General features: G+C 38.9%; 20 protein-coding genes, 1 tRNA gene and 1 pseudogene. 18 read left to right on the forward strand and 4 right to left on the reverse strand.

All coding sequences use genetic code 11. The annotated features are described in order from the left end of the window. Window positions 1-8 precede the first annotated feature (8 nt). The 3 genes from BMY13_RS10045 to BMY13_RS10055 are packed head-to-tail and all read left to right on the forward strand — an operon-like array spanning window position 9 to window position 2,941. Window positions 9-1,277: an ABC transporter permease gene (locus BMY13_RS10045; RefSeq protein ID WP_175476769.1), complete on the forward strand. Its 1,269-nt coding sequence runs from the start codon at window positions 9-11 to the stop codon at window positions 1,275-1,277. Continuing rightward, the gene (locus tag BMY13_RS10050; RefSeq protein WP_092504343.1) at window positions 1,274-2,389 is read left to right on the forward strand and encodes an ABC transporter permease; all 1,116 of its coding nucleotides are present in this window, start codon (window positions 1,274-1,276) and stop codon (window positions 2,387-2,389) included. The genes BMY13_RS10045 and BMY13_RS10050 overlap by 4 nt, the downstream gene beginning before the upstream one ends. Window positions 2,390-2,446: 57 nt before the next feature. Next, entirely contained in the window at window positions 2,447-2,941 is a 495-nt protein-coding gene (locus BMY13_RS10055; RefSeq protein WP_245736083.1) for a DinB family protein, read from the forward strand. Here the strand turns inward: BMY13_RS10055 and BMY13_RS10060 are convergent. After that, window positions 2,930-4,628 (reverse strand): annotated as a pseudogene (locus tag BMY13_RS10060) (IS1182 family transposase). The gene BMY13_RS10055 and the pseudogene BMY13_RS10060 overlap by 12 nt on opposite strands. A 294-nt stretch (window positions 4,629-4,922) precedes the next feature. On the opposite strand from BMY13_RS10060, the gene BMY13_RS10065 reads away from it, so the two are divergent. Genes BMY13_RS10065 through BMY13_RS10075 form a run of 3 tightly spaced genes read left to right on the forward strand, consistent with a single transcriptional unit; the run spans window position 4,923 to window position 6,191 of the window. Further along, window positions 4,923-5,459 (forward strand): matrixin family metalloprotease, encoded by a 537-nt coding sequence (locus BMY13_RS10065; RefSeq protein WP_092504345.1) that lies wholly within the window; start codon window positions 4,923-4,925, stop codon window positions 5,457-5,459. A 26-nt stretch (window positions 5,460-5,485) separates the two neighbouring features. After that, a complete protein-coding gene (locus BMY13_RS10070; RefSeq protein ID WP_092504347.1) occupies window positions 5,486-5,740 on the forward strand; it encodes a hypothetical protein in 255 nt (84 codons plus the stop codon). 7 nt (window positions 5,741-5,747) lie between these two features. Further along, window positions 5,748-6,191, forward strand: coding sequence for a hypothetical protein (locus BMY13_RS10075; protein ID WP_139184815.1), 444 nt, complete (start codon window positions 5,748-5,750; stop codon window positions 6,189-6,191). A gap of 54 nt (window positions 6,192-6,245) precedes the next feature. Here the strand turns inward: BMY13_RS10075 and BMY13_RS10080 are convergent, their stop codons facing one another. After that, complete coding sequence (locus BMY13_RS10080) at window positions 6,246-6,518, reverse strand: hypothetical protein (protein ID WP_092504351.1); 273 nt, start codon at window positions 6,516-6,518, stop codon at window positions 6,246-6,248. 895 nt (window positions 6,519-7,413) lie between these two features. Between BMY13_RS10080 and BMY13_RS10085 the strand changes: the two genes are divergently transcribed. Further along, window positions 7,414-8,373, forward strand: a complete 960-nt coding sequence (locus tag BMY13_RS10085) for an alpha/beta hydrolase (protein WP_092504353.1) — start codon at window positions 7,414-7,416, stop codon at window positions 8,371-8,373. 93 nt (window positions 8,374-8,466) lie between these two features. On the opposite strand, the gene BMY13_RS10090 is transcribed toward BMY13_RS10085, so the two are convergent. Together BMY13_RS10090 and dat are read right to left on the reverse strand one after the other, a co-directional pair. Further along, window positions 8,467-10,464, reverse strand: a complete 1,998-nt coding sequence (locus BMY13_RS10090; RefSeq protein ID WP_092504356.1) for a S9 family peptidase — start codon at window positions 10,462-10,464, stop codon at window positions 8,467-8,469. A gap of 60 nt (window positions 10,465-10,524) precedes the next feature. After that, window positions 10,525-11,388: a D-amino-acid transaminase gene (dat, locus tag BMY13_RS10095; RefSeq protein ID WP_092493537.1), complete on the reverse strand. Its 864-nt coding sequence runs from the start codon at window positions 11,386-11,388 to the stop codon at window positions 10,525-10,527. Window positions 11,389-11,547: 159 nt separating this feature from the next. Between dat and BMY13_RS10100 the strand changes: the two genes are divergently transcribed. From BMY13_RS10100 to BMY13_RS10150, 11 genes are all read left to right on the forward strand, one after another. Further along, window positions 11,548-12,228 (forward strand): Crp/Fnr family transcriptional regulator, encoded by a 681-nt coding sequence (locus tag BMY13_RS10100; RefSeq protein ID WP_245736093.1) that lies wholly within the window; start codon window positions 11,548-11,550, stop codon window positions 12,226-12,228. A gap of 293 nt (window positions 12,229-12,521) precedes the next feature. Next, a tRNA-Gly gene (locus BMY13_RS10105) sits at window positions 12,522-12,595 on the forward strand. Window positions 12,596-12,725: 130 nt separating this feature from the next. Next, window positions 12,726-14,429, forward strand: a complete 1,704-nt coding sequence (locus BMY13_RS10110) for an ABC-ATPase domain-containing protein (protein ID WP_092504361.1) — start codon at window positions 12,726-12,728, stop codon at window positions 14,427-14,429. 15 nt (window positions 14,430-14,444) lie between these two features. Then, window positions 14,445-15,590 carry a tRNA epoxyqueuosine(34) reductase QueG gene (gene queG / locus BMY13_RS10115; RefSeq protein WP_092504364.1) on the forward strand — a complete coding sequence of 382 codons (1,146 nt, stop codon included), beginning with the start codon at window positions 14,445-14,447 and terminating at the stop codon, window positions 15,588-15,590. 257 nt (window positions 15,591-15,847) lie between these two features. Next, window positions 15,848-16,354: a methylated-DNA--[protein]-cysteine S-methyltransferase gene (locus BMY13_RS10120; protein ID WP_092504366.1), complete on the forward strand. Its 507-nt coding sequence runs from the start codon at window positions 15,848-15,850 to the stop codon at window positions 16,352-16,354. Between the two features lie 64 nt (window positions 16,355-16,418). Next, window positions 16,419-17,264 carry an amidase domain-containing protein gene (locus BMY13_RS10125; RefSeq protein ID WP_092493542.1) on the forward strand — a complete coding sequence of 282 codons (846 nt, stop codon included), beginning with the start codon at window positions 16,419-16,421 and terminating at the stop codon, window positions 17,262-17,264. Window positions 17,265-17,306: 42 nt separating this feature from the next. Then, the gene (gene trmL / locus BMY13_RS10130) at window positions 17,307-17,780 is read left to right on the forward strand and encodes a tRNA (uridine(34)/cytosine(34)/5-carboxymethylaminomethyluridine(34)-2'-O)-methyltransferase TrmL (protein WP_092504369.1); all 474 of its coding nucleotides are present in this window, start codon (window positions 17,307-17,309) and stop codon (window positions 17,778-17,780) included. A gap of 467 nt (window positions 17,781-18,247) precedes the next feature. Then, window positions 18,248-21,112 (forward strand): 2-oxoglutarate dehydrogenase E1 component, encoded by a 2,865-nt coding sequence (locus BMY13_RS10135; RefSeq protein ID WP_092493544.1) that lies wholly within the window; start codon window positions 18,248-18,250, stop codon window positions 21,110-21,112. Next, entirely contained in the window at window positions 21,099-22,349 is a 1,251-nt protein-coding gene (odhB, locus tag BMY13_RS10140; protein ID WP_092493545.1) for a 2-oxoglutarate dehydrogenase complex dihydrolipoyllysine-residue succinyltransferase, read from the forward strand. Before BMY13_RS10135 ends, odhB begins: the two co-directional genes overlap by 14 nt. Before the next feature lie 83 nt (window positions 22,350-22,432). Further along, on the forward strand, window positions 22,433-22,708 hold the full coding sequence (locus BMY13_RS10145; RefSeq protein ID WP_139184816.1) for a hypothetical protein: 276 nt from the start codon (window positions 22,433-22,435) through the stop codon (window positions 22,706-22,708). Between the two features lie 161 nt (window positions 22,709-22,869). Then, window positions 22,870-24,162: an NCS2 family permease gene (locus BMY13_RS10150; RefSeq protein ID WP_092504373.1), complete on the forward strand. Its 1,293-nt coding sequence runs from the start codon at window positions 22,870-22,872 to the stop codon at window positions 24,160-24,162. Window positions 24,163-24,262 lie beyond the last annotated feature (100 nt).

The following is a 24,262-nucleotide window of genomic DNA, read 5'->3' on the forward strand; positions in this document are numbered from 1 at the left end:
AGTATTTTATGATTTGGCAGATTGTGAAAAAAATAGGGTTAACATTGTTTCGCAATCCTCAGCAGCTGCTTCTGCTGCTCGGCCTCCCGATTATTCTAATTGCAATTTTAGGTGCAGCGCTTGGGAATGTTATGAATGGTGAAGAAGTTACGATCGATGCCAAGGTTGCTATTATTGAGCATGGAGATGAAACGGAACAGGTTAACCGATTTATAAATGATATCGAAAACAGTGGAGTGCCTCCTGAAAGAGTGGAAGCGATTCAAGCGGCTACAGGAGAGTTAGCTCCTATTAAACTATTAAAAGAATCCGTTTTTGGAAGTGAGGGTTTAAAGGAGTTAGTACAACTGGAAAGTGCTAAGCCTACTGAACGCGACAAAATTCTAAATGATGATTCGTATACTGCAGTTATTGAGGTTCCAGAAAATTTCACATATCACACACTTCAAAATTTCTTTGGCATGGAGAATGCCGAGACTTCATTAAACGTATCACGTAACGAAGGGAAACAGCTGGGGTCAACGATTATTCTGGAAGTATTACAGCAGTTTCAGGAACAATTAACGCTAACAAGTTTTGTTGGTGAGAAAGGCATTTCGGTGGACGCAATCCAGGTTGATTCAGAAGCGATTTCTGGTGAAATAACGACGATTGACCAAACGCAGCCTGTGACAGCTAAGAATTATTATGCAATTGGTATGGCTGTCATGAATGTTCTCTTTCTCGCATCAACAATAGGTTCCTATGCCTTTCTAGAAAAAAGACTTCACGTTTTTAACCGTATTATTTTGGCCAACGTGTCTAGGTGGATTTATTTTTCAGGTGTATTAATTGCTGGTACTGTATTTGGCTTTCTTCATTTATTAATTGTGTTTGGTGTGTCATGGATCCTCTTTGGGGTAGCGTGGCCGAATATTCTAGCGTTCTTAATTGTTACATTTGGTCTGGCAATAGCGGTTGGGGGTTTGTCCGTTTTGCTTACTGCTATTAGTTATCGGATTAATTCGGAATTAGTAACGAACTTTTTTCAATCAATTGTTATTACGATTATTGCCTTTTTAGGGGGCAGCTTCTTTCCGATAGGAGATTCCTTCAAAACGATTCAATTTATCGGTAATTTAACGCCTAATGGTGCGGGGATGACAGCTTATCTTAGTGTGCTTAGAGGCGAGCCTATTTCTTCAATTTGGGAGCATGTTATTTTCCTTTGCCTATTTTCAGTTACGATCGTTGTGATTGCGGCACTTAGTTTTCCAAAGAGGGGGCAAACGGCATGAAAGGTATTTTCTTAGCAAAAATAAAAATGTTTATGCGAAATCCATGGACATTTCTGATTATGATTGTCATGTCGGTTGGTTTTGCCCTTATTTTAGGAGGATCCGGAAACTTTACAACAATCAGTGTTCCGCTTTATGCAACTGATGAATCTGTCCGTGAGTCGATGGTAGGTGAAATGTTAGATGAATCTGATGCATATTCTTTTAAATGGCTTTCTGAAGAAGAGATGATGGGACAGATCTCAAGCGGAAAAGCTGAGGTTGGTGTAGAACTCCAGGAAAACGATTTTAATGTGATTGTTGGAGTGTCATCGCAAAATACCAAGATGGTTCAGCAAACAATAAAAGAAGCTTACACGAAAAAAGCACAATATAGCCAAATTTTTACCGAGGCGGATGCAACAACATCGAGTGAAAAAGAACAGGTTCAGGATGAATTGGAAGCGGCTTTAGATGAACCGGTATTTGGTATACAGTCAAACAATTTCCGGGGATCAAATGCGGTTATTATTGATAATACATTCCATACGTTATTCGGATTTACATTGTTTTTTGTAATCTATACGATTGCCTATAATGTATTCTATATATTGACTGAAAAGAAGGATGGCATTTGGGATAGAGTTATATTGTCACCAGTTCGGAAGTGGGAAATGTATACAGCAAATTTCGTTTATACGTTTATCACTGGATATTTGCAGGTGGCAATTGTATTTCTGGTATTTCGTTATTGGATTGGTGTTGATTTTCAAGGAAGGTTTATTGAGTCGCTGCTTGTGATTATTCCATATGTTTTTGCAATTGTAGCTCTATCCATTTTGATAACAGGCTTGGTTAAAACTGTGCAGCAATTTAATGCAGTGATTCCAATTGTGGCTGTGAGTATGGCAATGATTGGCGGGGCGTACTGGCCAATTGAAATTGTTCAATCCCAGTTTATGCTATTTTTATCAAAAATTGTTCCTATTACGTACGGAATGGAAGTGTTAAATGGTGTAGCCGTTTATGGTTATCCAGTGGAAGATTTATTATTTCCAATCAGTATATTATTGCTAATGGGTGTCATGATGACTGGAGTTGGCATTCATTTAATGGAAAAAAGGCATGTGTGACCGGCTATTACTTTCAAAAAATTATATCACTGATAGAATAAAAGTATGTGAGGAGTGATGGGATTGGAAATCAATAATCAGGCACGTGAAGAACTTTTAGCAGAAGTAAACGGTATTTCAGATGAGGATTTAAACAGAAAACCTTCAGAAGACAGATGGTCGATAAAACAGGTGCTTGAGCACTTGTATCTAATGGAGGGAGCAATCACAAATAACATCCGAAGTCAGCTGGTTTATGGTGAAGTAGTTAATATAGCTGATAAACCAATCGAGTTGTCTGTTGATCGGAGCAGAAAAGTGGATGCACCAAAATTTGTGGAGCCTAGTGAAGTTTTTGCTACGCTTGAAGAATTAAAACAGAAGCTAGAAGCGACACATAATGGGCTGTCGGAGTTAGCTGGCACATCGGATGAAAGACAACTGGCGGAAAAAGGATCTCCACACCCGGTATTCGGACAAATGAGTTTAAAACAGTGGATACCATTCGTTGGCTACCATGAAAAGCGGCACACGGAACAGATAAAAGAAGTGAAAGAAGAATTAGGGCTGTGAAGGATGAGGAGGCTGGGACATAACTAGCCAAAAATAACTTAAAAATGGTTCCAATCATCGATTTTTGATGATTGGAACCATTTTTCGTTGGGTTATTTTCATGATCTATTGGTTGATTTATCTTCATGGCGGTGTACTTCCTCAAGTTTACCGCCATGAATGCAAATCCTAATTCATTTTCTACTTTCTCTTCGCCTCTCACGGACATACGAGTGAAGCACAAATTAGCCTTTAAAAATCCGAAGACTGGCTCCACATCAATCTTACGATTGCCGTAGATCTCACCAGTTTCCTCTTCCGAAAGCAGTTGCCTAATATATTCTTTTTGGTGTTCCCATTTTTCGTTATAATAAATTTTTCGATTATGTCCTTCCTTCGCTTTGGTGCATTGAGAACGCAATGGGCAATCTGAACAGTCCTCACACTCATAGACTTTAAACGTTCGTGTCAGTCCATATTTGTCTGTTCGATTGGACACATAGCTGAACATCAATTGTTTTCCATTTGGACAGGTAAACGTATCGTCTTCCTCGTTATATTCCCAATTGGCTGTATGAAAAGCATTATTCTTGTGTTTCTTTTTCTTCTCTTTTCGATACTGGTTATATGTAATCAATGGGGTGCGTTTTCGATTCTCCATGACATCTTCGTAGTTTTGTTCACTTCCGTACCCTGCGTCAGCGACAATATGCTTCGGCAACTTAAAGAAATTATCCTCTATGTTATCCAGAAATGGAATGAAGGTGCGTGTGTCTGTCGGGTTCGGAAATACATCATAAGCGAGCACATATTGTCCTTCCGTCGCTGCCTGCACATTATAGCCTGCTTTGAGTTGACCGTTCTTCATGTAATCATCTTTCATTCGCATAAAAGTGGCATCATGGTCCGTCTTCGAGTAACTGTTGCGTTCTCCAAAGATTTCCATGTCGTTTTGGTATTTTTGTTTACGCGCTACAAAATCCTTAAATTGTTTGCAGTAATATTTGGGTGTTTTACGCTCCGATCGAATTTGTTTTCGCTCGCTGCCGACCTCACTAGCTTCTATCTTTTTGTCGTAGGTCTTTACCTCGTCGTCCAGTTGTTTCACTACTTTTGTGAGTTCATCCGTGGAAAGTTCGTCCGAACTTTCGCGTTCAATACCTGGAATAATTTCTTTTTCTAATAATTCATCATACATTTGGTTTGACTTTTCCACCAAATTTGCGCTGTGCCTTTCAGTCGATTTACGCCATACAAACGTAAACTTATTGGCATTTGCTTCAATCTTGGTTCCATCAATAAAGATTGCTTCTTCATCAATCTGTTTTTCTTCCACCAGCTGACAACGAAATTGCACGAAACACTGTCGCAGTATTTCTTTAACCTCTGGATGGACACGGAAACGATTGATGGTTCGATAAGTTGGTTCATATCCTTGCGCTAACCACATCATACGCACACTGTCTTTGAGTAACCCTTCGATTTTTCTTCCTGAGAAAACTGACTGCGTGTAGGCACACAAGATTATTTTCATCATCATTTTGGGGTGGTAGGCTGGACACCCGGTTTCACGGGAAAAGGTAGCGAACGCTTCATCCGGAACCTGTGTTACAACATCATTTACCGCATAGGCAATATCATTTTTATCCAATTTTATTTCTAAATCTAGCGGCAAAACAACTTGATTTATGTTATAATCTTTAAACATAAGAATCCCTCCGATAGTTATTGTGTAGTGACTTTATTCTATCAAAAGGGGTTCTTTTTGTTTAGTAAAAATAAATGATTATATAAAAAAGCGTGGTACGTCACCTACACGGGTGAGTGCCACGCTTATTTTAATTTACTGAGTTTTGTCCCAGCCTCTGTACGGCGTCATTCACGGCATGCGTACGGTATTTAAATAATTGAAATAATATTAAAAAATATCAGAAAAATTATTCTGGTTATTTTTGTTATGGGTTATAATTCCTACATAACGCTAAATTAGGAGGTAGGATTTATGAAGAAATTGATTTACAAGGTACCTGCATTATTATCCTTAGCCGTCGTTTGTTGTCTCGCCTTTGTCAATCCAAATTTATCACCAACTGTAGAAGCATTTACTACAAAGGGATGGGAATTCCCAGGTAACATGTCTTTCAAAACAACATCTAGTTACCCTTATATTAACTCATCATGGGGGTCAGCTGTAAGTGTGTGGAATAATGAACAAGATTACTGGAGGTTATATCGCGCTCCTGGTTCAATGAATGATTTAACAGATGAATATACAACCAGTAGTTCTAGGTATGGAGTTATGACCACCTATTACGATTCTGACAATGATGTAACAAGATTTAAGGGACGACTGAATCGTTCTATGTATGCCATACGAAGCAACTCAAGAGTAAGGCAGAGTTCGGCTGTTCACGAAATTGGACACGCTGCTGGTCTTAGTCATACATCCAACTATGCAATCATGAACACCTCAAGAGATAGAACAGAACTTATAGAACCAACCTTCGATGATCGTAATGGTATTGATGCGATTTATTGATAATAAATATCAAATGGGGTGAAATAATGATAAAAAAATTTTATTTAGTATTTATACTGATAGCTTTATTCACGTTGATAGGATGTAGTCAAGATGAACCTAACGCTACGGTAACTATTGGTGGAGATTACCAAATTGGAGAATCATTAGAAAGTTTGGCTGAAAATAGTGATTTAATTGTATTGGGTGAATATCAGAACCTCGAAGACAAATGGAATATGGCAAGAAATAGACAGGATCCAGAAAAAGAATCAACTGAACGTTATTTGTCATTTGTATAATTTTAAAGTGGAAGAAACAATAGTCGGTGAAAGCGAGAATGATATTCTAGTAAATATCGCTTACCAAGAACAGCATAAATATACTAATGAAGATAATCAACAAACGCTGTTTGATATAAAAGACCCTTATTACGTAAAACCCGAGACAGGAAGTAAATATGTCCTATTTCTTAAAAAAGATGAATTGTTTGGAAATTATTACGGTGCGATCGAGCCATTCCAAATCAAAATTTCTAGTGACAATCAAGTTAAATTAGTGACAAATCAAATAGTTAGTAATGATTTACCAGAAGCCGCAGTGGTTCATGACGATGATATACACTTTAAAACTGTAGGACAAGCTAAAGGTGAAACTGTTGAATTTGTTACAGAGTTATCCATTATAAAGAATTTCCTTGAAGGTTATAACTTAAATCAATTAAAAAATGAAATTACTAATCTAGCAAAGTAAGTAATTGGGGTCGATGTTTATGGGGTAACTATGCAAATCGTTACCCCTAATTATCTAACACATGGTGACTTCGCCTTTTAGTATCTCTCCGTTTTGGTCATCGACATGATCCACACCGCTCTCACAGTTTTCTTCATTTTCCCATTCAATGATATACTTTCCATTTTTGTGGTTGATAGATTTTATTATTACCTTTCCTGTTTCTCCGGAGTGCTTTTCAATTACAATAGATTCAGCACTATCTTGTGAGATTTTAGGTTCTGGATTACCACATGACATCAGCATTATCATCAACAATACAAGAGACAAGTAAAAGATTTTTTTCATTTTAAATTCCTCCCTTTTGTAGCTTGTATTTCTTTTATCATACTATTATTTAAATGAATTAAGAAGCATTAATATTTATATATTAAATTAAACCTTAGCATTAAGCCCCTAATTGGCTTGAGGTGACGAGGCTGGGAAATAGCTAAAAGTCTCTATTTTAAAGACGAGTAATAGCAGGATAGGTTATTTAGAACGTTCATTACCAATGGTTGAATCTAATACGTAATTAAAATAAACTGCGAAGTAATTTAAAAAAAGTTTGAGTGCTATGATGCCGCTCCGGAAATACACTTCGCGCACCTAGGGCGGCTGATGAGCCTCCTTGCTCCCACGTCGCTGCGTAGTCTCATCTAGGCCTCAGTTTCCACAGGAGTCTACGTGAATTCCTCTGGGCTTTGCTTACTAGCACTTAAAAAAACAAGATTTTATACCACTAAACTAGCAGTTGGAATATGCGAGACTCCTGTGGGACAGCGAGCCTAAGAGACCCCACAGGGAGCGTTTTTTGAGAGCGAGGAGGCTCGTGGTGAGCCCACGGAAAGCGAGTATATTCCAACTGCGTGGTTAGGGAGCCTCACGAAATGCTTCCAATAGGACTCCCTTAGTTACTTCGCATTTTATATCTAATCAGCAACATTAGAAAACTAGGCATTCACCAAGCCTTTTGGTGAATGCCATAGTTGCACTTATGCAGTAAGAATGTAGCTATACATTCTTAACTGCAAAAAATCCGAACTGATTCAAGAATTTTGAATCATAGTTCGGATTTTACTTTAACTAAATACTTTTGTCCCAGCCACTTTTCCATTGTAAAGAAGTACCAGACTGTATAGGGCGAAATTGTTATTAATTTTTAGTATAATAGAGTTAGAGTATTATAGAAAGGAGAGCTGTTGTGAAAAAGAAAAAATGGCTAAAAATTTCTGTAGGAATCTTAAGTATTCTACTTATTATAGATATTATTGCAAGCTTTTATTTTTATAATTTAGCAATCGACCGTAATGAAAAGGATTTTTTACAAGGAAATGAAGATTTGGAAGTTTCCGCTGAAGCAATGGATGTATTCCTTGAAGGTGACTGGCGCAAATGGGTTGGTGATCAGGACTTTGATGAATGGACAATGACTTCCTATGACGGATTGAAGCTGCGAGGATATTTTTTAGAGGCAAAACAACCTACGAATAAAATTGTCGTTATGGCACATGGTTACCTGGGCAATGCGATGGACATGGGATTGTACGGTCAATATTATTATGAAAAGCTTGGCTATAACATTTTCATGGCAGACGCCAGAGGCCATGGTGCAAGTGAAGGTGAGTACATTGGATTTGGCTGGCATGATCGAAAAGACTATATTGATTGGGTCAATCGGATTGTAAAAGAATATGGACAAGATACGGAAATTGTCCTTCATGGTGTTTCGATGGGGGCTGCAACAATGTTAATGGCAAGCGGGGAAGAGCTTCCTGATAACGTCAAGGCAATTGTGGCTGATAGTCCCTATACAAGTGTAGAGGATATGTTTTCCTATCAGATGAATCGAATGTATAACATTCCGGCATTCCCTGTATTGCCAAGTACAAGTCTAGTATCTAAAGCGAAAGCGGGTTATTCCTTTACCGAAGCATCTTCATTAGAACAAGTGAAGAAAGCTAACGTGCCAATCCTGTATATCCATGGTAATGCCGACTCGTTTGTTCCAACTAAAATGGCATATAAATTATATGAAAATACGAAAAGTGAAGCGGAGATTATGACGATAGATGATGCAGGTCATGGAGAAGCTTTTGCTACAAAAAAAGAGAAATATATTAATAAATTGAATTCATTTCTGCAACAATATATTGGCGAATGATAGTAAAAAGGTTTTCCTCCTTATTTGGGGGAAAACCTTTTTACTGGGGTTTTATCTACCTGAAATGCAAATGTGGTATATTAATCGAGAACATCACAAATATTTTTCAAACCAGCCTGCTATGTGGTCTAACCTGGCAATTCGCATTTCCGGTTTTCCGCTTCTGCTTAATTCGTGGTTGGCTCCTGGAAAACGGACAAATTCAACTTCTTTACGTAAATGCTTCAATGTTGTGTACATTTGTTCACTTTGCTCGATTGGGCAACGCAAGTCCTGCTCACCATGAACGATAAGCAGTGGTGTTTCCACATTTTCAGCATACTTCAATGGTGAGAAATTCCATAGTTTAGTAGGATCATCCATTAAATTTTTACCGAGTTCCCACTTTGTAAAGAAATAGCCAATATCGCTTACTCCGTAAAAACTTAGCCAATTACTAATGCAGCGCTGGGTAACTGCAGCTTTAAACCGATTTGTATGGCCGACGATCCAGTTTGTCATAAAGCCGCCATAGCTGCCACCAGTTACACCAAGCCGCTGTTCATCGATAAAGTTATATTCTTTTAATGCATAGTCAACTGCATTCATCAGATCGGTGTAGTCTTTTCCACCATAATCTTCTCTGCAGGCATCAACGAACGACTGCCCATACCCGTGACTGCCACGCGGATTAGTATACAAAACGACATAGCCTTTTGCTGCCAGTAATTGTAACTCATGGAAATATGTCTGGCCGTACATTGCGTGTGGACCACCATGAATTTCTAGTACGAATGGGTATTTTTTGCCCACTTCAAAGTCATATGGACGTAATAGCCAGCCTTGTATTTCCCAACCATCTTCGGTGTTGAAAGTTAGTGTTTCTGGTTCGCTTAATGATACGTCGCTCAGAAATACCTGATTCGCGTTGGTTAATCGTGTTAGCTTCCCGTCGTTATTCAATTGATAGAAATTGCACGGGTTTGTTGGAGTGCTAATACCAAGGATGAATGTGCCAGCCTTGTATGAAAAGCCAAAAACATGGTTGTCGTCTTTATACAGCACTTTTAGGTCACCATTCAGGTTCACTTGATATAGTCCAGTTGCGCCAAAATCAGTTCCCAGGAAAAATAATTGCTTTTCTTCTTCGTCCCAAATTGGGCCTGTTGTTGACTGACCAAGTCTGGTATCACCAATCAATGCATCACCCAATTGGATATCCCACTCTTTGCTTAGACATGTCCTTTCACCTGTATCTGTATCAAACACATACAGGTCATTTAGTGTTGCACCCTGGTACGCATATTCATGGCCAAAGCTGGCAATTTTTGCACCACTTGGTGAAAATTGTGCACTGCTGTATACACCATGGCCATTCGTTAATTTTCTTGTTTCTTTTGTTGAAAGATTAAGAAGGTAGAGGTCGTTTGTCAGTTCATAATCTGCATCATTATTCAAGTTGGCAGTGAACAAAACCTGTCTTCCATCAGGTGATATATCCTCAAAGTTATGATTCGCATCTGCTATTGTCAATTGCTCGAATGTTTCGTTTTCGATGTCGAACAAAACAAGCTGTGTTCGCTTATTATCATAAAATCCTTGCGCGTCTGATTTGTAATCCAAGCGGTTGATTACGATTGGTGTCTGGTTTTTTTCTTCCTTTAACTTTTGACGTTCGTCTTTTGATTGCTCACTTTGGACTGTAACGTCATCATCTTTTTCTAGTGATGCACTGAAAATAATATACTTGCCATCCTTAGACCAGGCAGGGTTAGTAGCACCGTTCTTAAATGTTGTAATCTGCCTTGCTTCACCTCCATCTGTATGTATCATCCATAACTGTGGAAGACTACTCCTAGTTGATTGAAAAATGATTTTCTTTCCATCAGGTGAGAAGGCAGGGTTGTTATTTTTTGCTTTGTCAAAGGTCCACTGGATAGGTTTAGTCTCAGTTAATTTTTGAAAAAACAACTGTGATGTATATTCATTGTCGTTGTTGGCTATTGTGGAAACAAATGTATAGGCGTCTCCCATTGGTGTGAACTGGGGGTCACTGTACACATCAATATTAAGTAGATCTTCAGCTGTTAGTGGACGTTTCGTTGTATTCATGAATTGACCTCCTTGTAGATATCTACTATTAAAAAGAAAAGCCTTTTGATTAACAAAAGACTAGACTTTATGTTTGATTAGGTTGGCATCCAGCTCGTACGCTTCCTGAAGTCTTGTTGTAATCTTTCCCGGACGGCCATTGCCTATCGTATCGTTATCTACTTTAACAATCGGCAAGACTTCTGAAGTACTACTGGATAAGAATAATTCATCAGCTGCTGATATATCACTGATAGAAAAAGCCTCTTCTATTAGTGGTATATTATAATCGCGCGTGAACTTTTCTATACGCATGCGTACACAGCCATGTAGAATATTATTTGTGGTTGGGTGAGTATAAACTTTTCCATCTTTTACTAAATAAACATTGGAGGAACTGCATTCAGTTATAACTCCATCTTTATGAAGGATAGCTTCATAGCTGCCATTCTCTTTTGCCTCTTGTTTTGCGATAACATTAGGCAATAGATTTAAACTCTTAATATAACAATTTTCCCAACGAACATCACGCTGCGTAATCGTAGAAACCCCATCGGATAAATTTTTAAGATTACGAGGAAAGTCCTCCATATATGCATAAACGTTTGCTGGAACATCGGCTGGAAAAGTGTGTTCACGTGGTGCAGAACCGCGTGATGCCTGTAAGTATAGCTTTCCATCTGTTGTCATAGAATTTTTTTCTAATAATTTCTGCAGCAAGTTTGTTATTTCCTTTCTGGTGAAAGGTAACTCAATTTTAATTGCTTCCGCAGATCGAAACAGCCTGTTTACATGCTCATTAAGCAGATAATACTTGCCATTATAGATGCGGATTACTTCATATACACCATCACCAAATTGTAATCCACGCTCTTCATATGGATATGTAAGGTCATCACGGTGTACAAAATTTGTTTGTGACATGATCACTGGATAGACAGACATACTATTCCCCTCCTTGAAACTTATGACTATTTTATATCTTCTTTCACTTTATGTAAATGTTTTGTTGAATAGTGACAAGTATCACGGAATTTGTTTTGTTTTCCTTTTATAATGGGTATAGTAAGTTAGTGAAAGGAGGCACGACCATAATTGGAACCAATGTTGGAACGACTCACTAAACATGAATACGGTGTTCTAATGGAAAATTCAAAACAAATAAACGTTAAGAAAGGTGAATTTATTTTTGAAGAGGGAAGTCCTGCTAATCATTTGTATTTTATACAACAGGGTGAGATAAGAATCTTTAAAAACCTTGGTTCAAATAAAGATATTACTATTTTCACACGCAGCAAAAATGATGGATTCGGTGAAATAGGCATTTTTAGTGGAGATAATTATTCCAATTCAGCACAAGCTGTTCAGGATAGTAAGCTGTATTCGATTACACGTCATGAAATTGAAGAGATCTTAGCACAGAATGGAAGAATAGGTCTTCACTTTACGCGCTGGGTAGCTGAAAATCTGGAAGCTAGTAAAGCAAAAATGCGTGATTACATCGCATTTGGCTCAGAAGGTGCTGTTGCATCTGTGTTTGTCCGGTATTCTAACATATGTGGTGTCGATACTCCGGAAGGGATACAGCTAACTAATCCAATTATGATTCAGGATATTAGCAAACATATTGCTGTATCAAGAGAAACAGTCAGCCGTATTGTGAATAAATGGAAAGAACAAGGGATTATAGACAATCAAAATAAACACTTTATACTTAAAGATATGAGCTATTTTAGGAGATTGCTTGTTTGTGACCAATGTGGTGTACAGAATTGTGCAATATAATTTAATCTGTTATTTCTTATAATTACAATCGAACGTGGATGAAGAAAAGTGGCATTATTTATAAAAATGTTCATTCATGTTCGATTGTCGATAAGCTAAGTTTAAAAAATAAAAAAAACTATTGATTCGATTTGATAGAGTTGGTATAATGTGTAGTGTTCCTTAGAAAACTTGGCTTGTCGCCAAGCCCTAATGGCGAAAGCCTTAGTTGCACTTATGCAGTAAGAAAGGATTTATACTTTCTTAACTGCCCGAAAAGGGAGCATCCATCGTACATAATATACGGGTGAAATGCGGGTGTAGTTTAGTGGTAAAACTTCAGCCTTCCAAGCTGATATCGTGGGTTCGATTCCCATCACCCGCTCCATACATAAGTCATAACGCAGTGTTTCGTAACATATCCTACGAAGCATTGCGTTTTTTCATTGTAGAACTTGAACTTATATCAATTTACGTTGTATTCTTAAGATAAATACGATAATTTGAGGGATTTTTATATGAAAAAATTAATGCAAAACTTGAAACATATTGATGGTAAGGGCTATAAAGCATATAAAAGTGTTCAGGGTCACTACACATTTGATGATTTTGATTTATATATAGATTATGTGCAGGGAGATCCATTCGCTACACCATCCAAAATACGTGTTGTCATTCCAGCTCAAAAGCGGCAGGCCAAAAGGGAGTGGCTCGAATCTCAGGCACGCAAAATTGCTGCAGAGGATGTGTTTGCTCGCAAAGTTGGTACAGCCGTGGCAAAGGGTGGACAGTTTATCAAGGGGTCTGGAAAGAGTGGACAGATTCTTTTTGATAAGCCTGGACAGGAAGTTCTAGAGCGGAGCGCTGTTCAAATTGATTCAGCATCAATAACGGTATGTATATCTATTGGCTTACCGGCGAATGGACGAAAAATTAATGGAAGAGAGGCGGAGAAGTTATTTTCAAATGCCATTCCGACGATAATTAAAGATTCCATTCTTACCATAACTGATGAAGAAATTAATAAGGTTATCGAGCTTGCCGATCAGCAGGAAGCTATTCGCAGCGAAATGCATAATAATGATTGGATTTCATTTATTGCAAATGGCTCGATTTTGCCAAGGGAAAGCGGTATTAGTAACCGACCACTAAAAGATGCAGTTCCTTTTAAAAGTCCTGCTGCAGATGAAGTAGAAATTCAGTTGCCGCACCAATCCCAACCAGTTAAAGGAATGGCAATCAAAAAAGGTATCTCACTCATTGTTGGTGGTGGTTATCATGGTAAAAGCACGATTTTACAGGCGATAGAGCGAGGTGTATATTCACATACAAAAGGTGATGGACGTGAGTACGTACTTACTGATTCTGATGCTGTGAAAATTCGTGCAGAAGATGGGCGGCAAGTTACTGGTGTTAACATTTCACCATTTATCAATAATTTACCACACAAACAGGATACACAATTCTTCTCGACTGAAAATGCCAGCGGAAGTACCTCGCAGGCAGCGAATGTAATGGAAGCATTAGAAGCAGGAGCTACTACATTGCTAATCGATGAGGATACCAGCGCAACGAACTTTATGATCCGTGATCATCGAATGCAGCAGCTTGTGAAAAAGGATAAAGAGCCAATCACACCGTTTATTGACAAAATAAAACAATTGCGTGATCAGCTTGATGTATCAACAATTCTCGTTATGGGAGGTTCCGGTGATTACTTTGCTGTAGCGGATTCGATTATTATGATGGAAGCATATGTCCCTTATAATGTAACGAATGATGCAAAGGAAATAATGGAAAAATACCCATTAGACCGCGATACCTTATCGGACGAAGCTTTTGGTGATGTAGCTAAGCGTTACTTTCAGCAGGGTTCCTTGCAGACCAAAAAAGGAAGTCGTCCGAAAACACAGGCAAAAGGCTTAACTAAAATTATTATGGGTCGGACGGATATTTCATTTGATGATACCGAGCAACTAGTGGATTCTTCACAAACACGCATGATTACAGAAGTTATTCAATTCTTGGATCGAACCAACGGGCTTGGTGCTAAATCGTTAAATAAACTACTGGATGATCTGGAAGAACAGATGGATAAAAGCGGATTAGCATCATTTACGACATTTAAAAATCAGCATCCAGGTGATATCGCACGACCACGCCGGTATGAAATCGCTGCTGTGTTGAATAGAATTCGTACAGCAAAAGTTACGCAAAAATAGAAGGGAGGTTTACCGTTGAATACAGACCATTTGAAGCAGGAGATTATTGACTACAGCAAGGATATAGGCATCGATAAAATAGGGTTTGCATCTGCTGATGTGTTTGGTGAATTGAAAGAACGATTACGGCGTCAGCAGTCGCTTGGCTATCAATCAGGCTTCGAAAAAGGGTCTGTAGACGAGAGAACGGAACCAGAGCGGTTATTACCAGAGTCGAAGTCGATTCTTTCAATTGCAATCGCCTACCCTTCACGAATTAAGGATTCACCAAAAAGCACGAAAGATGAACGTCGCGGGATATTTTGCCGTGCCTCATGGGGTGTTGACTACCATGTTGTTTTACGGGAAAAGCTTGAGAAGCTTTCTGCCTTCATTGAGGAAAAATTCCCTGATGCAGTAAATAAGGTGATGGTCGACACAGGTGAATTATCAGATCGTGCGGTGGCAGAACGTGCTGGTATTGGATTCAGCGGGAAAAACACTTCTATTATTACACCTGAATTCGGATCATATGTTTATCTTGGTGAACTGATTACGAATATACCTTTTGTCCCTGATAAGCCGCTTGCAGATGGGTGCGGTTCCTGTACAAAATGCCTGGATGCTTGTCCAACCGGAGCTCTCGTTCAAGGCGGACAGTTAAATGCACAGCGCTGCCTTGCTTTCTTAACTCAGACAAAAGACTTTATGCCAGATGAATTCCGTTCACAAATTGGTAATTTCATTTATGGGTTTGACACGTGTCAGGTTGTTTGTCCGTATAACCAAAAGGTAGACTTTCATAATCATCCAGAGCTTGAACCGGAGCCAGATGTTGCAAAACCAAAATTAAAGCCAATGCTACGGATATCCAACCGAGAATTTAAGGAAACGTTTGGTCATATAGCGGGTTCCTGGCGAGGGAAGAAACCGTTACAGCGAAATGCTCTCATTGCCCTTGGCCACTATAAGGACGTGACGGCTGTTGAGGAAATGATTGCAGTTATGAAAAATGATGTTCGTCCGGTGATACGCGGTACCGCTGCATGGTCACTTGGTAAAATCGGCACCAATGAAGCATTTGAAGCAATTACTGAAGCAATGGAAAAAGAAACAGATGAACAGGTTTTATTTGAAATGAAAAAAGGATTGAACTTTCAACAGGAATTTTCCACTACGTAATACGCTTTGCTGTTCTCTAAAAGGTGTTGCTTATTTTAAGGAATGAATTTTCACAAGTAGTTGATATAAACTTAGATATAGATTAAGGGGTAACCGTTTCGTAGTATTTAGTGGGGCTCACCAGTCGCCCGCGAAAAACGAGGTGTATTTCCGGAGCGGTTTCATAGCACTCAAGTATTTTCCACATTATGTCACTGATAAATAGCAGCAAACTTCCATTAAACTTACTAAAAAATATAAGGAAAGAGGATTTGGATATGGAACTATACTATGATGAAATGGAATCACCAGTTGGTCCGTTGACAATTATTAGTGATGGTGAACACATTGTTCGAATAGAATATGGATCGTTTAATCAAATGGAAGCGAAAATGGGAAAGTGGAGCGAACGTTATTTTGACAATCCGATATTTATCCATAAACCAGGGAAAGTTGATTATGTCAAAATTGAACTTCAAGACTACTTTAACGGAAAACGCAGTGTTTTCTCATTTGACTTTTCTTTCCATGGCACACCTTTTCAGCATAAAGTTTGGCAAGCTTTGTACGACACTATTTCGTATGGTGAAACGAAAACATATAAAGATATTGCGGCTGCAATTGGTAATCCTAAAGCGGTTCGTGCAGTTGGTGGTGCAGTAAATAAGAATCCATTTTCTATTGTTGTCCCATGCCATCGTGTTATTGGCGCAAATGGTAAAATGGTTGGTTATAATGGTGGGCTTGATAAAAAAGAATATTTACTTGCCCATGAAGCTAGATAAAAGCTCTTATAATTGCATTTAATCATATGTCCTCTCCATATACTCAAAGTGGAGGGGATTTTTTATGGAGAAAATTAAGGATATATGGCTAAATTTTTTTCAAGGAAAAGAGGTTGATGAGGGTTGGTGGGAACGAAAGAAAATGGTATGTAATGATAGGGATGCAGAAATTATTCGAATTAGTGGGAAGGGGCAATTTTTTGAAGAACTTCGCTACTCCAATAAAGTAAGCTATCAATATTTATTGCATTTATCTTTTTTAATGAAACAAGAAGATCAATTCATCAGGGAAGAACAGGTTATTCCGTTTCAGTTTCGGATAGAAGAAGGGGAGATTAAAGATCATAAAGTAGTAGAACCAAAAGTTTTAACAATCGATACACCATCAATGGAAACAGATGAAATTCGCAATCTAGCTGATGAACGCTTTACTTATGATCGGCGTGCTGCAGTACAATATGCCGAACACTGGTGGAATAGTTATAATCCCGCTTACCGTAAGTTCGATGTAGATTGCACGAATTATATATCACAATGTTTACGTGCTGGAGGCGCTCCAATGCGTGGCTTTCCTAACCGTGGAAGTGGTTGGTGGTATCAAGCGGATAACTGGAGTTTCAGTTGGGCGGTAGCACACTCCATGCGCTGGTATTTAAGTGGGTCAACAGCAGGGTTAAAAGGAAAAGAAATGGAATCAGCACGGGACCTAATACTTGGTGATGTGATCTGCTATGATTTCCAAGGAAATGGTAAGTGGGATCATAATACAATTGTTGTGGCAAAAGACGCAAACGGGATGCCACTGGTAAACGCGCATACTGATAATAGTCGGAACCGTTATTGGTCGTATGAGGATTCAACAGCATGGACTTCAAATATTCAATATAAGTTTTTTCGAATTGGTGAGTAGTGTATAATGGTGTAGGTATTAATCGAATTAGGAGAATGAACAGTGAGTATAAATATTGTATTATATCAGCCAGAAATACCTGCAAATACGGGAAATATTGCAAGAACATGTTTAGCAACAGATGCAACGCTGCATTTGATCCATCCACTTGGGTTTTCTACCGATGATAAAATGGTGAAGCGCGCTGGGCTTGATTATTGGGAAAACGTCGATATTCGCGAATATGATTCAATCCAAGACTTATATGCTACATATCCAGAAGGAACGTTTTATTATATTGAAAACTTTGGTACAAAGTATTATACGGAATATGATTACAGTAATAGTGATGAAGACCTGTTCTTTGTATTTGGCCGCGAGACGGACGGAATTCCGAAAAGCCTTTTAGAGGGAAAAGAAGACAGGTGCTTGCGAATTCATATGAGTGATAAAGTACGGTCGTTAAATTTGTCCAACACTTCAGCGATTATTATCTATGAAGCATTAAGACAGCGGGACTTTTCAGGGCTGGAATAGATTGGTATTTTAGAAGACTCAGCTTATCTCCGAGCCATTGCACTTATGCAATGAGAAAATACTGCTAAAAAAGCCGTCATGTGTGAACATGGCGGCTTTTATTATTACTGTTCCTTTTTAGGAACTCCTGGTTTTGCATCGTAACCTGAAGTGAAGCAAGATGTTACAAATGTTACAATAACGCCCATTAATAGTGCTAATTTCATGACGTTTCCTCCTTCTATTCTATATGTAAAGTACGCATTAACATATTTATGCCCTTATTATACCGAATAATTAACCTTATGTGAACCAGGAGATATGTCATGTTCATGAAAATATTTGAAATGACTTGATTGTATGTTGTTTCTATTTGCAAAATAGGGTATATTAGTTGATGAAATCATAGTAGAGTTCTATAATGAAACTTGAGTGTAAAAGACCGTTTTGCAACGGGGTAAAGTTAACTTCTAATGGGGGTATAAGACGTGGCACAGAATGAAGAATCTAACGAAAGATTCTGGGGTACTTTTCATGGTCCAAATATGGGGTATATTGAAGAGCAATATGATTTATACAAAGAAAATCATGAAGCTGTTGACCCATCACTGAGAGAAATCTTTGATGAGCATGGGGCTCCTGAATGGCTGAACCAATCAAAAGGTACCATACAAGCAACATCTGAATCAGCGCCGTCTATAGATAATGTTAAAAAGCTAACCTCAGCAATGAAACTTGTTGAGGCTATTCGTCGTTTTGGGCATTTGGAAGCGGACATCTATCCAGTAGGACGTAAAAAGCGTGATACAGAATTAGTTAATCCAAAAACCTATGGATTATCAGAACAAGATTTAAGAAATATGCCTGCATCTTGGTTATGGGAGCAATCTCCTAGCGGTGTAGAAGATGGATTCGACGTCATACAAAACTTAAAAAAGCTCTATTCTGGAACTATTACATTTGAATATGATCATGTCAATAATGATGATGAACGAACATGGCTTTTGGAACGTATTGAGTCTGGAGAGTTTCATTTAAAACTTTCCAATGAGGAACAAAGGCAATTACTTGAACGTCTTGCTCATGTAGAAGGTTTTGAAGGTTTTTTGCAGAAAACTTTTGTGGGGCAGAAGCGCTTCTCGATTGAAGGCTTGGAAGCGATGGTCCCAATGCTTGATCGTATTGTTAAGTATGCGACAGAAGACAAAGTTGAACATATAATGATGGGAATGGCCCATCGTGGACGTTTAAGCGTTTTAGCGCATGTATTAGGAAAACCTTACGATAGAATATTTTCTGAATTTCACCATTCACCAGATAAAGAGTTAATACCCTCAGAAGGATCTACAGGTATTAATTATGGATGGACTGGAGATGTGAAGTATCACTTTGGTGCAACAAAAGAAGTGAAGGATGGCGATGAAATCGAAACGCGAATCACGCTTGCACATAATCCATCACATCTAGAATTTGTAAACCCGGTTGTTGAAGGATTTGCCCGTGCTGCTCAAGATAATCGATCAGAAAGTGGCTATCCAGAACAGGATATTAATAAAGCTGTAGGTGTATTAATCCATGGAGACGCAGCGTTTATTGGTGAAGGTGTTGTTGCAGAAACATTGAACTTAAGTGGATTGCCTGGCTACAAGACAGGTGGAACACTCCATATTATCGCAAATAACCTTGTTGGTTACACAACAAATCAAGAAGATGGACGATCAACTCGTTATGCTAGTGATTTGGCAAAAGGGTTTGAAATACCAATTATTCATGTCAATGCTGATGATCCAATTGCATGCGTTTCTGCAATCAAAATTGCCTATGAATATCGTCAAAAATTTCATAAAGATTTTCTGATTGACCTGGTAGGCTATCGTCGCTATGGACATAATGAAATGGACGAACCGCGTACAACTCAGCCATATTTATATCAGGATATTGATGAGCACTCAACAGCGGCAAAAGTTTTTGCCGATAGGCTGAAGGTTGACGGTGTTGTAGATACGGATGAATTTGAAAAAATTAAAGATCAAGTAGAATCTAGTCTGCGTGGTATTTATGACGGTATGAAAGAAAATAAGACAGGCGAGGCCGAAGCTAAAAATATGCCAAAAGCATTAGCAAATGGTTTGGATCGCTTTGAAACAGCAGTTGCGCTTGAGGATTTGAAAGCTCTTAATGCTGGTATATTGAAACGTCCTGAAGGATTTACCGGGTTTAAGAAACTCGAAAAAATTCTGAAGCGTCGCGAGAATGTTCTAGAAGAAGGAAACAAAGCAGACTGGGGAGCAGGAGAAGCTTTAACATACGCATCTATATTAAATGATGGTATTCCGATCCGACTAACAGGTCAGGATACGGAACGTGGAACATTTGCACATAGACATATGGTGTTACACGATGTTAAAACTGCTGAAACCTATTGTCCAATGCATGGCTTAGATCAAGCTAAAGCATCTTTTGATATTCGTAATAGTCCGCTTTCTGAAGCAGGTGTATTAGGATTTGAATACGGGTACAGTGTACAATCCAAAAACACTCTAGTGATCTGGGAAGCTCAATTCGGTGATTTTGCGAATGCTGGTCAGGTTATCTTTGATCAGTTCATCGCAGCAAGTCGTGCGAAATGGGGCGAAAAGTCCAACATGGTTATGCTGTTGCCACATGGCTATGAAGGTCAGGGTCCAGAACATTCCAGTGCACGTTTAGAGCGGTATTTGCAGATGGCCGCAGAGAAAAACTGGATAGTAGCAAATGTGACATCAGCAGCGCAATTTTTCCATTTAATTCGTCGTCAGGCAGCACTACGTGATAAAGAGGAAGCACGACCATTAGTGTTAATGACTCCAAAAAGCTTATTGCGTAATCAGCGCGTTGCATCCACTGCGGAAGAGTTTACAGAAGGAAAATTTGAACCTTTGAGACAACAACCTAACTTGAAGGTAAGTAAGAAAAATGCAAAGCGTTTATTAATTGGTAGCGGTAAAGTAATGGTGGATGTTGAAGATGCAATTGATAATTCAGAAGAGAATTTTGATTGGCTTCGTGCATTTCGATTAGAACAAATTTATCCGTTTCCGAAAAAAGAACTAGAAAAAGCATTAAAAGAACTTCCTAACCTAGAGGAGATTGTCTGGGTACAAGAAGAACCGAAAAACATGGGCAGCTGGGATTTCGTGGATGATTACTTAAGAGAATTGTTGAACGAGGGTCAATCGCTACGTTATATAGGCCGTCCAGACCGTTCCTCTCCAGCAGTTGGTGAGCCGAACATACACAAAACAGAACAGAACCAAATAGTACGAGAAGCGATTAATCCGTCAAAAGGAGGAGATTCCAGTGAACGAAATTAAAATTCCAGAGCTTGCAGAGTCCATTACAGAAGGTACAATTGCCGAGTGGCTAGTGAAAAAAGGCGACAAGATAGAAAAAGGTGATCCAGTTGTAGAACTGGAAACAGACAAAGTTAATGTCGAAGTTAACTCCGATTTTGCCGGCGTAATTACTGAAATTGTCAGTGAAGAAGGCGAAGACGTTGAAGTTGGAGACGTAATTGCTAAAATAGATGAAAATGGTGAAGCTGGCGGGGATGCTTCAGCTGAAGAGCCAAAAGAAGAAAAGAAAGAGGAAGCACCTAAAAAAGAGGAACCAAAAGAACCAGCGAAAGAAGATGCTTCTAATAATAAGCAAGATGTAATTGCATCACCTGCTGCTCGTAAACGTGCTCGCGAACTGGGAATCGATTTAAGTAGTGTTCAAGCACGTGATCCATTAGGTCGTATCCGTCCTGAAGATGTTGATTCTGCAGCAAAGGGCGGCAGTGATAAGAAAGAATCCAAGCCAGCTAAAAAAGAAGAACCTAAGAAATCCGAGAAAACAGAGTTCGATAAACCTGTTGAACGCGTGAAAATGAGCCGTCGCCGCCAAACGATTGCAAATCGGCTTGTTGAAGTTCAGCAAGAAGCAGCGATGCTGACAACTTTTAACGAAGTGGACATGACAAACGTTATGAAGCTTCGCAGTGAGCGCAAAGAAAACTTTATTAAGAAACACGATGTTAAACTTGGCTTTATGTCATTCTTTACCAAAGCAGTAATCGGTGCATTGAAAGAGTTCCCACTGTTGAATGCAGAAATACAGGGCAACGAGATTGTAATGAAGAAATTCTATGACATCGGAATTGCTGTATCTACTGAGGAAGGTCTTGTAGTACCAGTTGTTCGCGACGCAGATCGTCTTGACTTTGCTGGTGTTGAACGTGAAATTGGTAACTTAGGCAAGAAAGCTATTAATAAAGAATTAGGATTGAACGACTTACAAGGTGGAACATTCACCATCACAAATGGTGGTACTTTTGGATCCATGATGTCAACTCCTATTTTAAACGCACCACAAGTAGGTATTCTTGGTATGCATAACATTCAAAAACGTCCAATGGTAATGCCAGACGATTCCATTGAAGTACGTCCAATGATGTATCTTGCAGTGTCTTATGATCACCGTATTGTTGACGGGAAAGATGCGGTGCAATTCTTAGTTAGAATTAAAGAATTGCTTGAAGACCCATATGATCTATTGTTAGAAGGATAATTAATTAATTAATTAAAAGCTGTATATGAACCTCGCTTTGATGTATGTCGAAGCGGGGTTTTTTGTATGTTGTGATGTCTTCGGTGGGTGCGAATGGGCAGGATGGCTGTGAATCAGCAGAGGAGAGGTTGTGGAGGGTTGCGAATGAGGAGAAGAGGGGTGTGAATCAGCAGAAGGAGGAGCTGAATCAACAGAAGGAGGAGCTGAATCAGCAGAAGGAGGAGCTGAATCGACAGAAGGAGGAGCTGAATCGACAGAAGGAGGAGCTGAATCGACAGAAGAGGGTGCTGAATCGACAGAAGGAGGAGCTGAATCAACAGAAGAGGGTGCTGAATCAGCAGAAGAGGGTGCTGAACTAACAGAACGGGTATCTGGATAAGCTGCACATCCTGTTACATAATCCAAATGACGATTAAGCTCAAAATTTGCGATAGAAATCTTTTTCAGGTATTGCATTCTATCCTAAAAACGAATATTATGTTACTTGTGATTATAATTATTCGGAAGTAAGGTGAAGTCATTGGAAAATCTATTTAAACTAAAACAAAACAATACAACAATCCAAACAGAGTTTGTTGCAGGCATAACTACATTCTTAACAATGGTCTATATTGTTGTGGTAAATCCGGCAATCCTCTCTTCGGCAGGGGTACCATTTGATCAAGTATTTATGGCTACGGTCATTGCTGCAGTTGTTGGAACGGTATTCATGGCATTAGGTGCCAATTATCCAATTGCGATTGCGCCAGGTATGGGACTGAATGCTTATTTTGCCAGTGTTGTTGCATCTCAGGGGTTATCCTATCAGGTAGTATTTGGAACGGTATTTTTGGCAGGTATTCTCTTTGTTTTATTGAGTTTCACAAAGTTACGTGAAACGTTAATATGGGCAATACCACCTTCACTAAAATTTGGCATTACATCTGGAATAGGTTTATTCATAGCCTTTCTGGGTCTTAAGATGTCAGGTATTGTCGTACCAAATGAGGCAAACATGGTTGGTTTTGGTGATCTGCACCAGCCCATGACTCTATTAACTTTAGCTGGATTATTTATAACACTAATTCTAATGGCTCGAAATATTAAAGGCGCATTATTTCTAGGTATGCTGGCTACGGGTATCATCGCTTATTTTACCGGTCAGCTGGAATTCACAGAAGGTTTTACATCGCTTCCACCAATGCCAGTTTTCTTTGATATCGATATCGGTGGAGTGTTTGCCAACGGACTTTATACAGTTGTTTTCGCATTTTTACTGGTAACGATTTTTGATACAACTGGAACTATGATTGGGGTGGCAGAACAAGCAGGATTTATTAAAGATGGAAAAATGCCACGAGCAAAATCAGCACTATTAGCTGATGCTACGGCAACAACAGTAGGTTCAATGTTTGGGACAAGTCCTGCTTCAGCATATGTCGAATCTTCTTCTGGTGTTGCGGCGGGTGGTCGTACAGGCTTAACGGCATTGGTCATCGCTGGATTATTTACAATTTCCATTTTCTTCACACCGGTAGTAGGTGCGATAGCTGGACTACCTGCAATTACAGCTCCTGTATTAATTATTGTGGGATGTTTTATGATGGAAGGGCTGGCACGAATTGACTGGAAAACATTCGATGAAGCATTTCCAGCGTTTGCAATTATTTTAACAATGCCACTGACTTCCAGCATTGCAACAGGGATATCGATTGGATTTATAACGTATCCATTATTAAAATTAGTTACCGGGAAAGGAAAAGATGTCCACTGGATTTTATATTTCTTTGGAATAGTGTTCGTCTTGCAAATGATCTTTTTCCCTGCACATTAATTAAATAAATTTACATGGGGCTCTAGCGAATCATAGCTAGGGTCCTTTTAACTTTTGATGGATCTTGGCATCCGCTTGGGGAGTCAGCAGAAGTACAGGA

Origin of the sequence: Virgibacillus subterraneus (genome assembly GCF_900110695.1) — a bacterium.
Lineage (GTDB): Bacteria > Bacillota > Bacilli > Bacillales > Amphibacillaceae > Lentibacillus > Lentibacillus subterraneus.

Excerpts from the sequence above, each read along its gene's own strand:
- BMY13_RS10045 (WP_175476769.1), top strand. The coding sequence starts at position 9 with ATGATTTGGCAGATTGTGAAAAAAATAGGGTTAACATTGTTTCGCAAT.
- BMY13_RS10050 (WP_092504343.1), top strand. The coding sequence starts at position 1,274 with ATGAAAGGTATTTTCTTAGCAAAAATAAAAATGTTTATGCGAAATCCA.
- BMY13_RS10055 (WP_245736083.1), top strand. The coding sequence starts at position 2,447 with ATGGGATTGGAAATCAATAATCAGGCACGTGAAGAACTTTTAGCAGAA.
- BMY13_RS10065 (WP_092504345.1), top strand. The coding sequence starts at position 4,923 with ATGAAGAAATTGATTTACAAGGTACCTGCATTATTATCCTTAGCCGTC.
- BMY13_RS10070 (WP_092504347.1), top strand. The coding sequence starts at position 5,486 with ATGATAAAAAAATTTTATTTAGTATTTATACTGATAGCTTTATTCACG.
- BMY13_RS10080 (WP_092504351.1), bottom strand. The coding sequence starts at position 6,518 with ATGAAAAAAATCTTTTACTTGTCTCTTGTATTGTTGATGATAATGCTG.
- BMY13_RS10090 (WP_092504356.1), bottom strand. The coding sequence starts at position 10,464 with ATGAATACAACGAAACGTCCACTAACAGCTGAAGATCTACTTAATATT.
- dat (WP_092493537.1), bottom strand. The coding sequence starts at position 11,388 with ATGTCTGTCTATCCAGTGATCATGTCACAAACAAATTTTGTACACCGT.
- BMY13_RS10100 (WP_245736093.1), top strand. The coding sequence starts at position 11,548 with ATGTTGGAACGACTCACTAAACATGAATACGGTGTTCTAATGGAAAAT.
- BMY13_RS10110 (WP_092504361.1), top strand. The coding sequence starts at position 12,726 with ATGAAAAAATTAATGCAAAACTTGAAACATATTGATGGTAAGGGCTAT.
- BMY13_RS10120 (WP_092504366.1), top strand. The coding sequence starts at position 15,848 with ATGGAACTATACTATGATGAAATGGAATCACCAGTTGGTCCGTTGACA.
- BMY13_RS10125 (WP_092493542.1), top strand. The coding sequence starts at position 16,419 with ATGGAGAAAATTAAGGATATATGGCTAAATTTTTTTCAAGGAAAAGAG.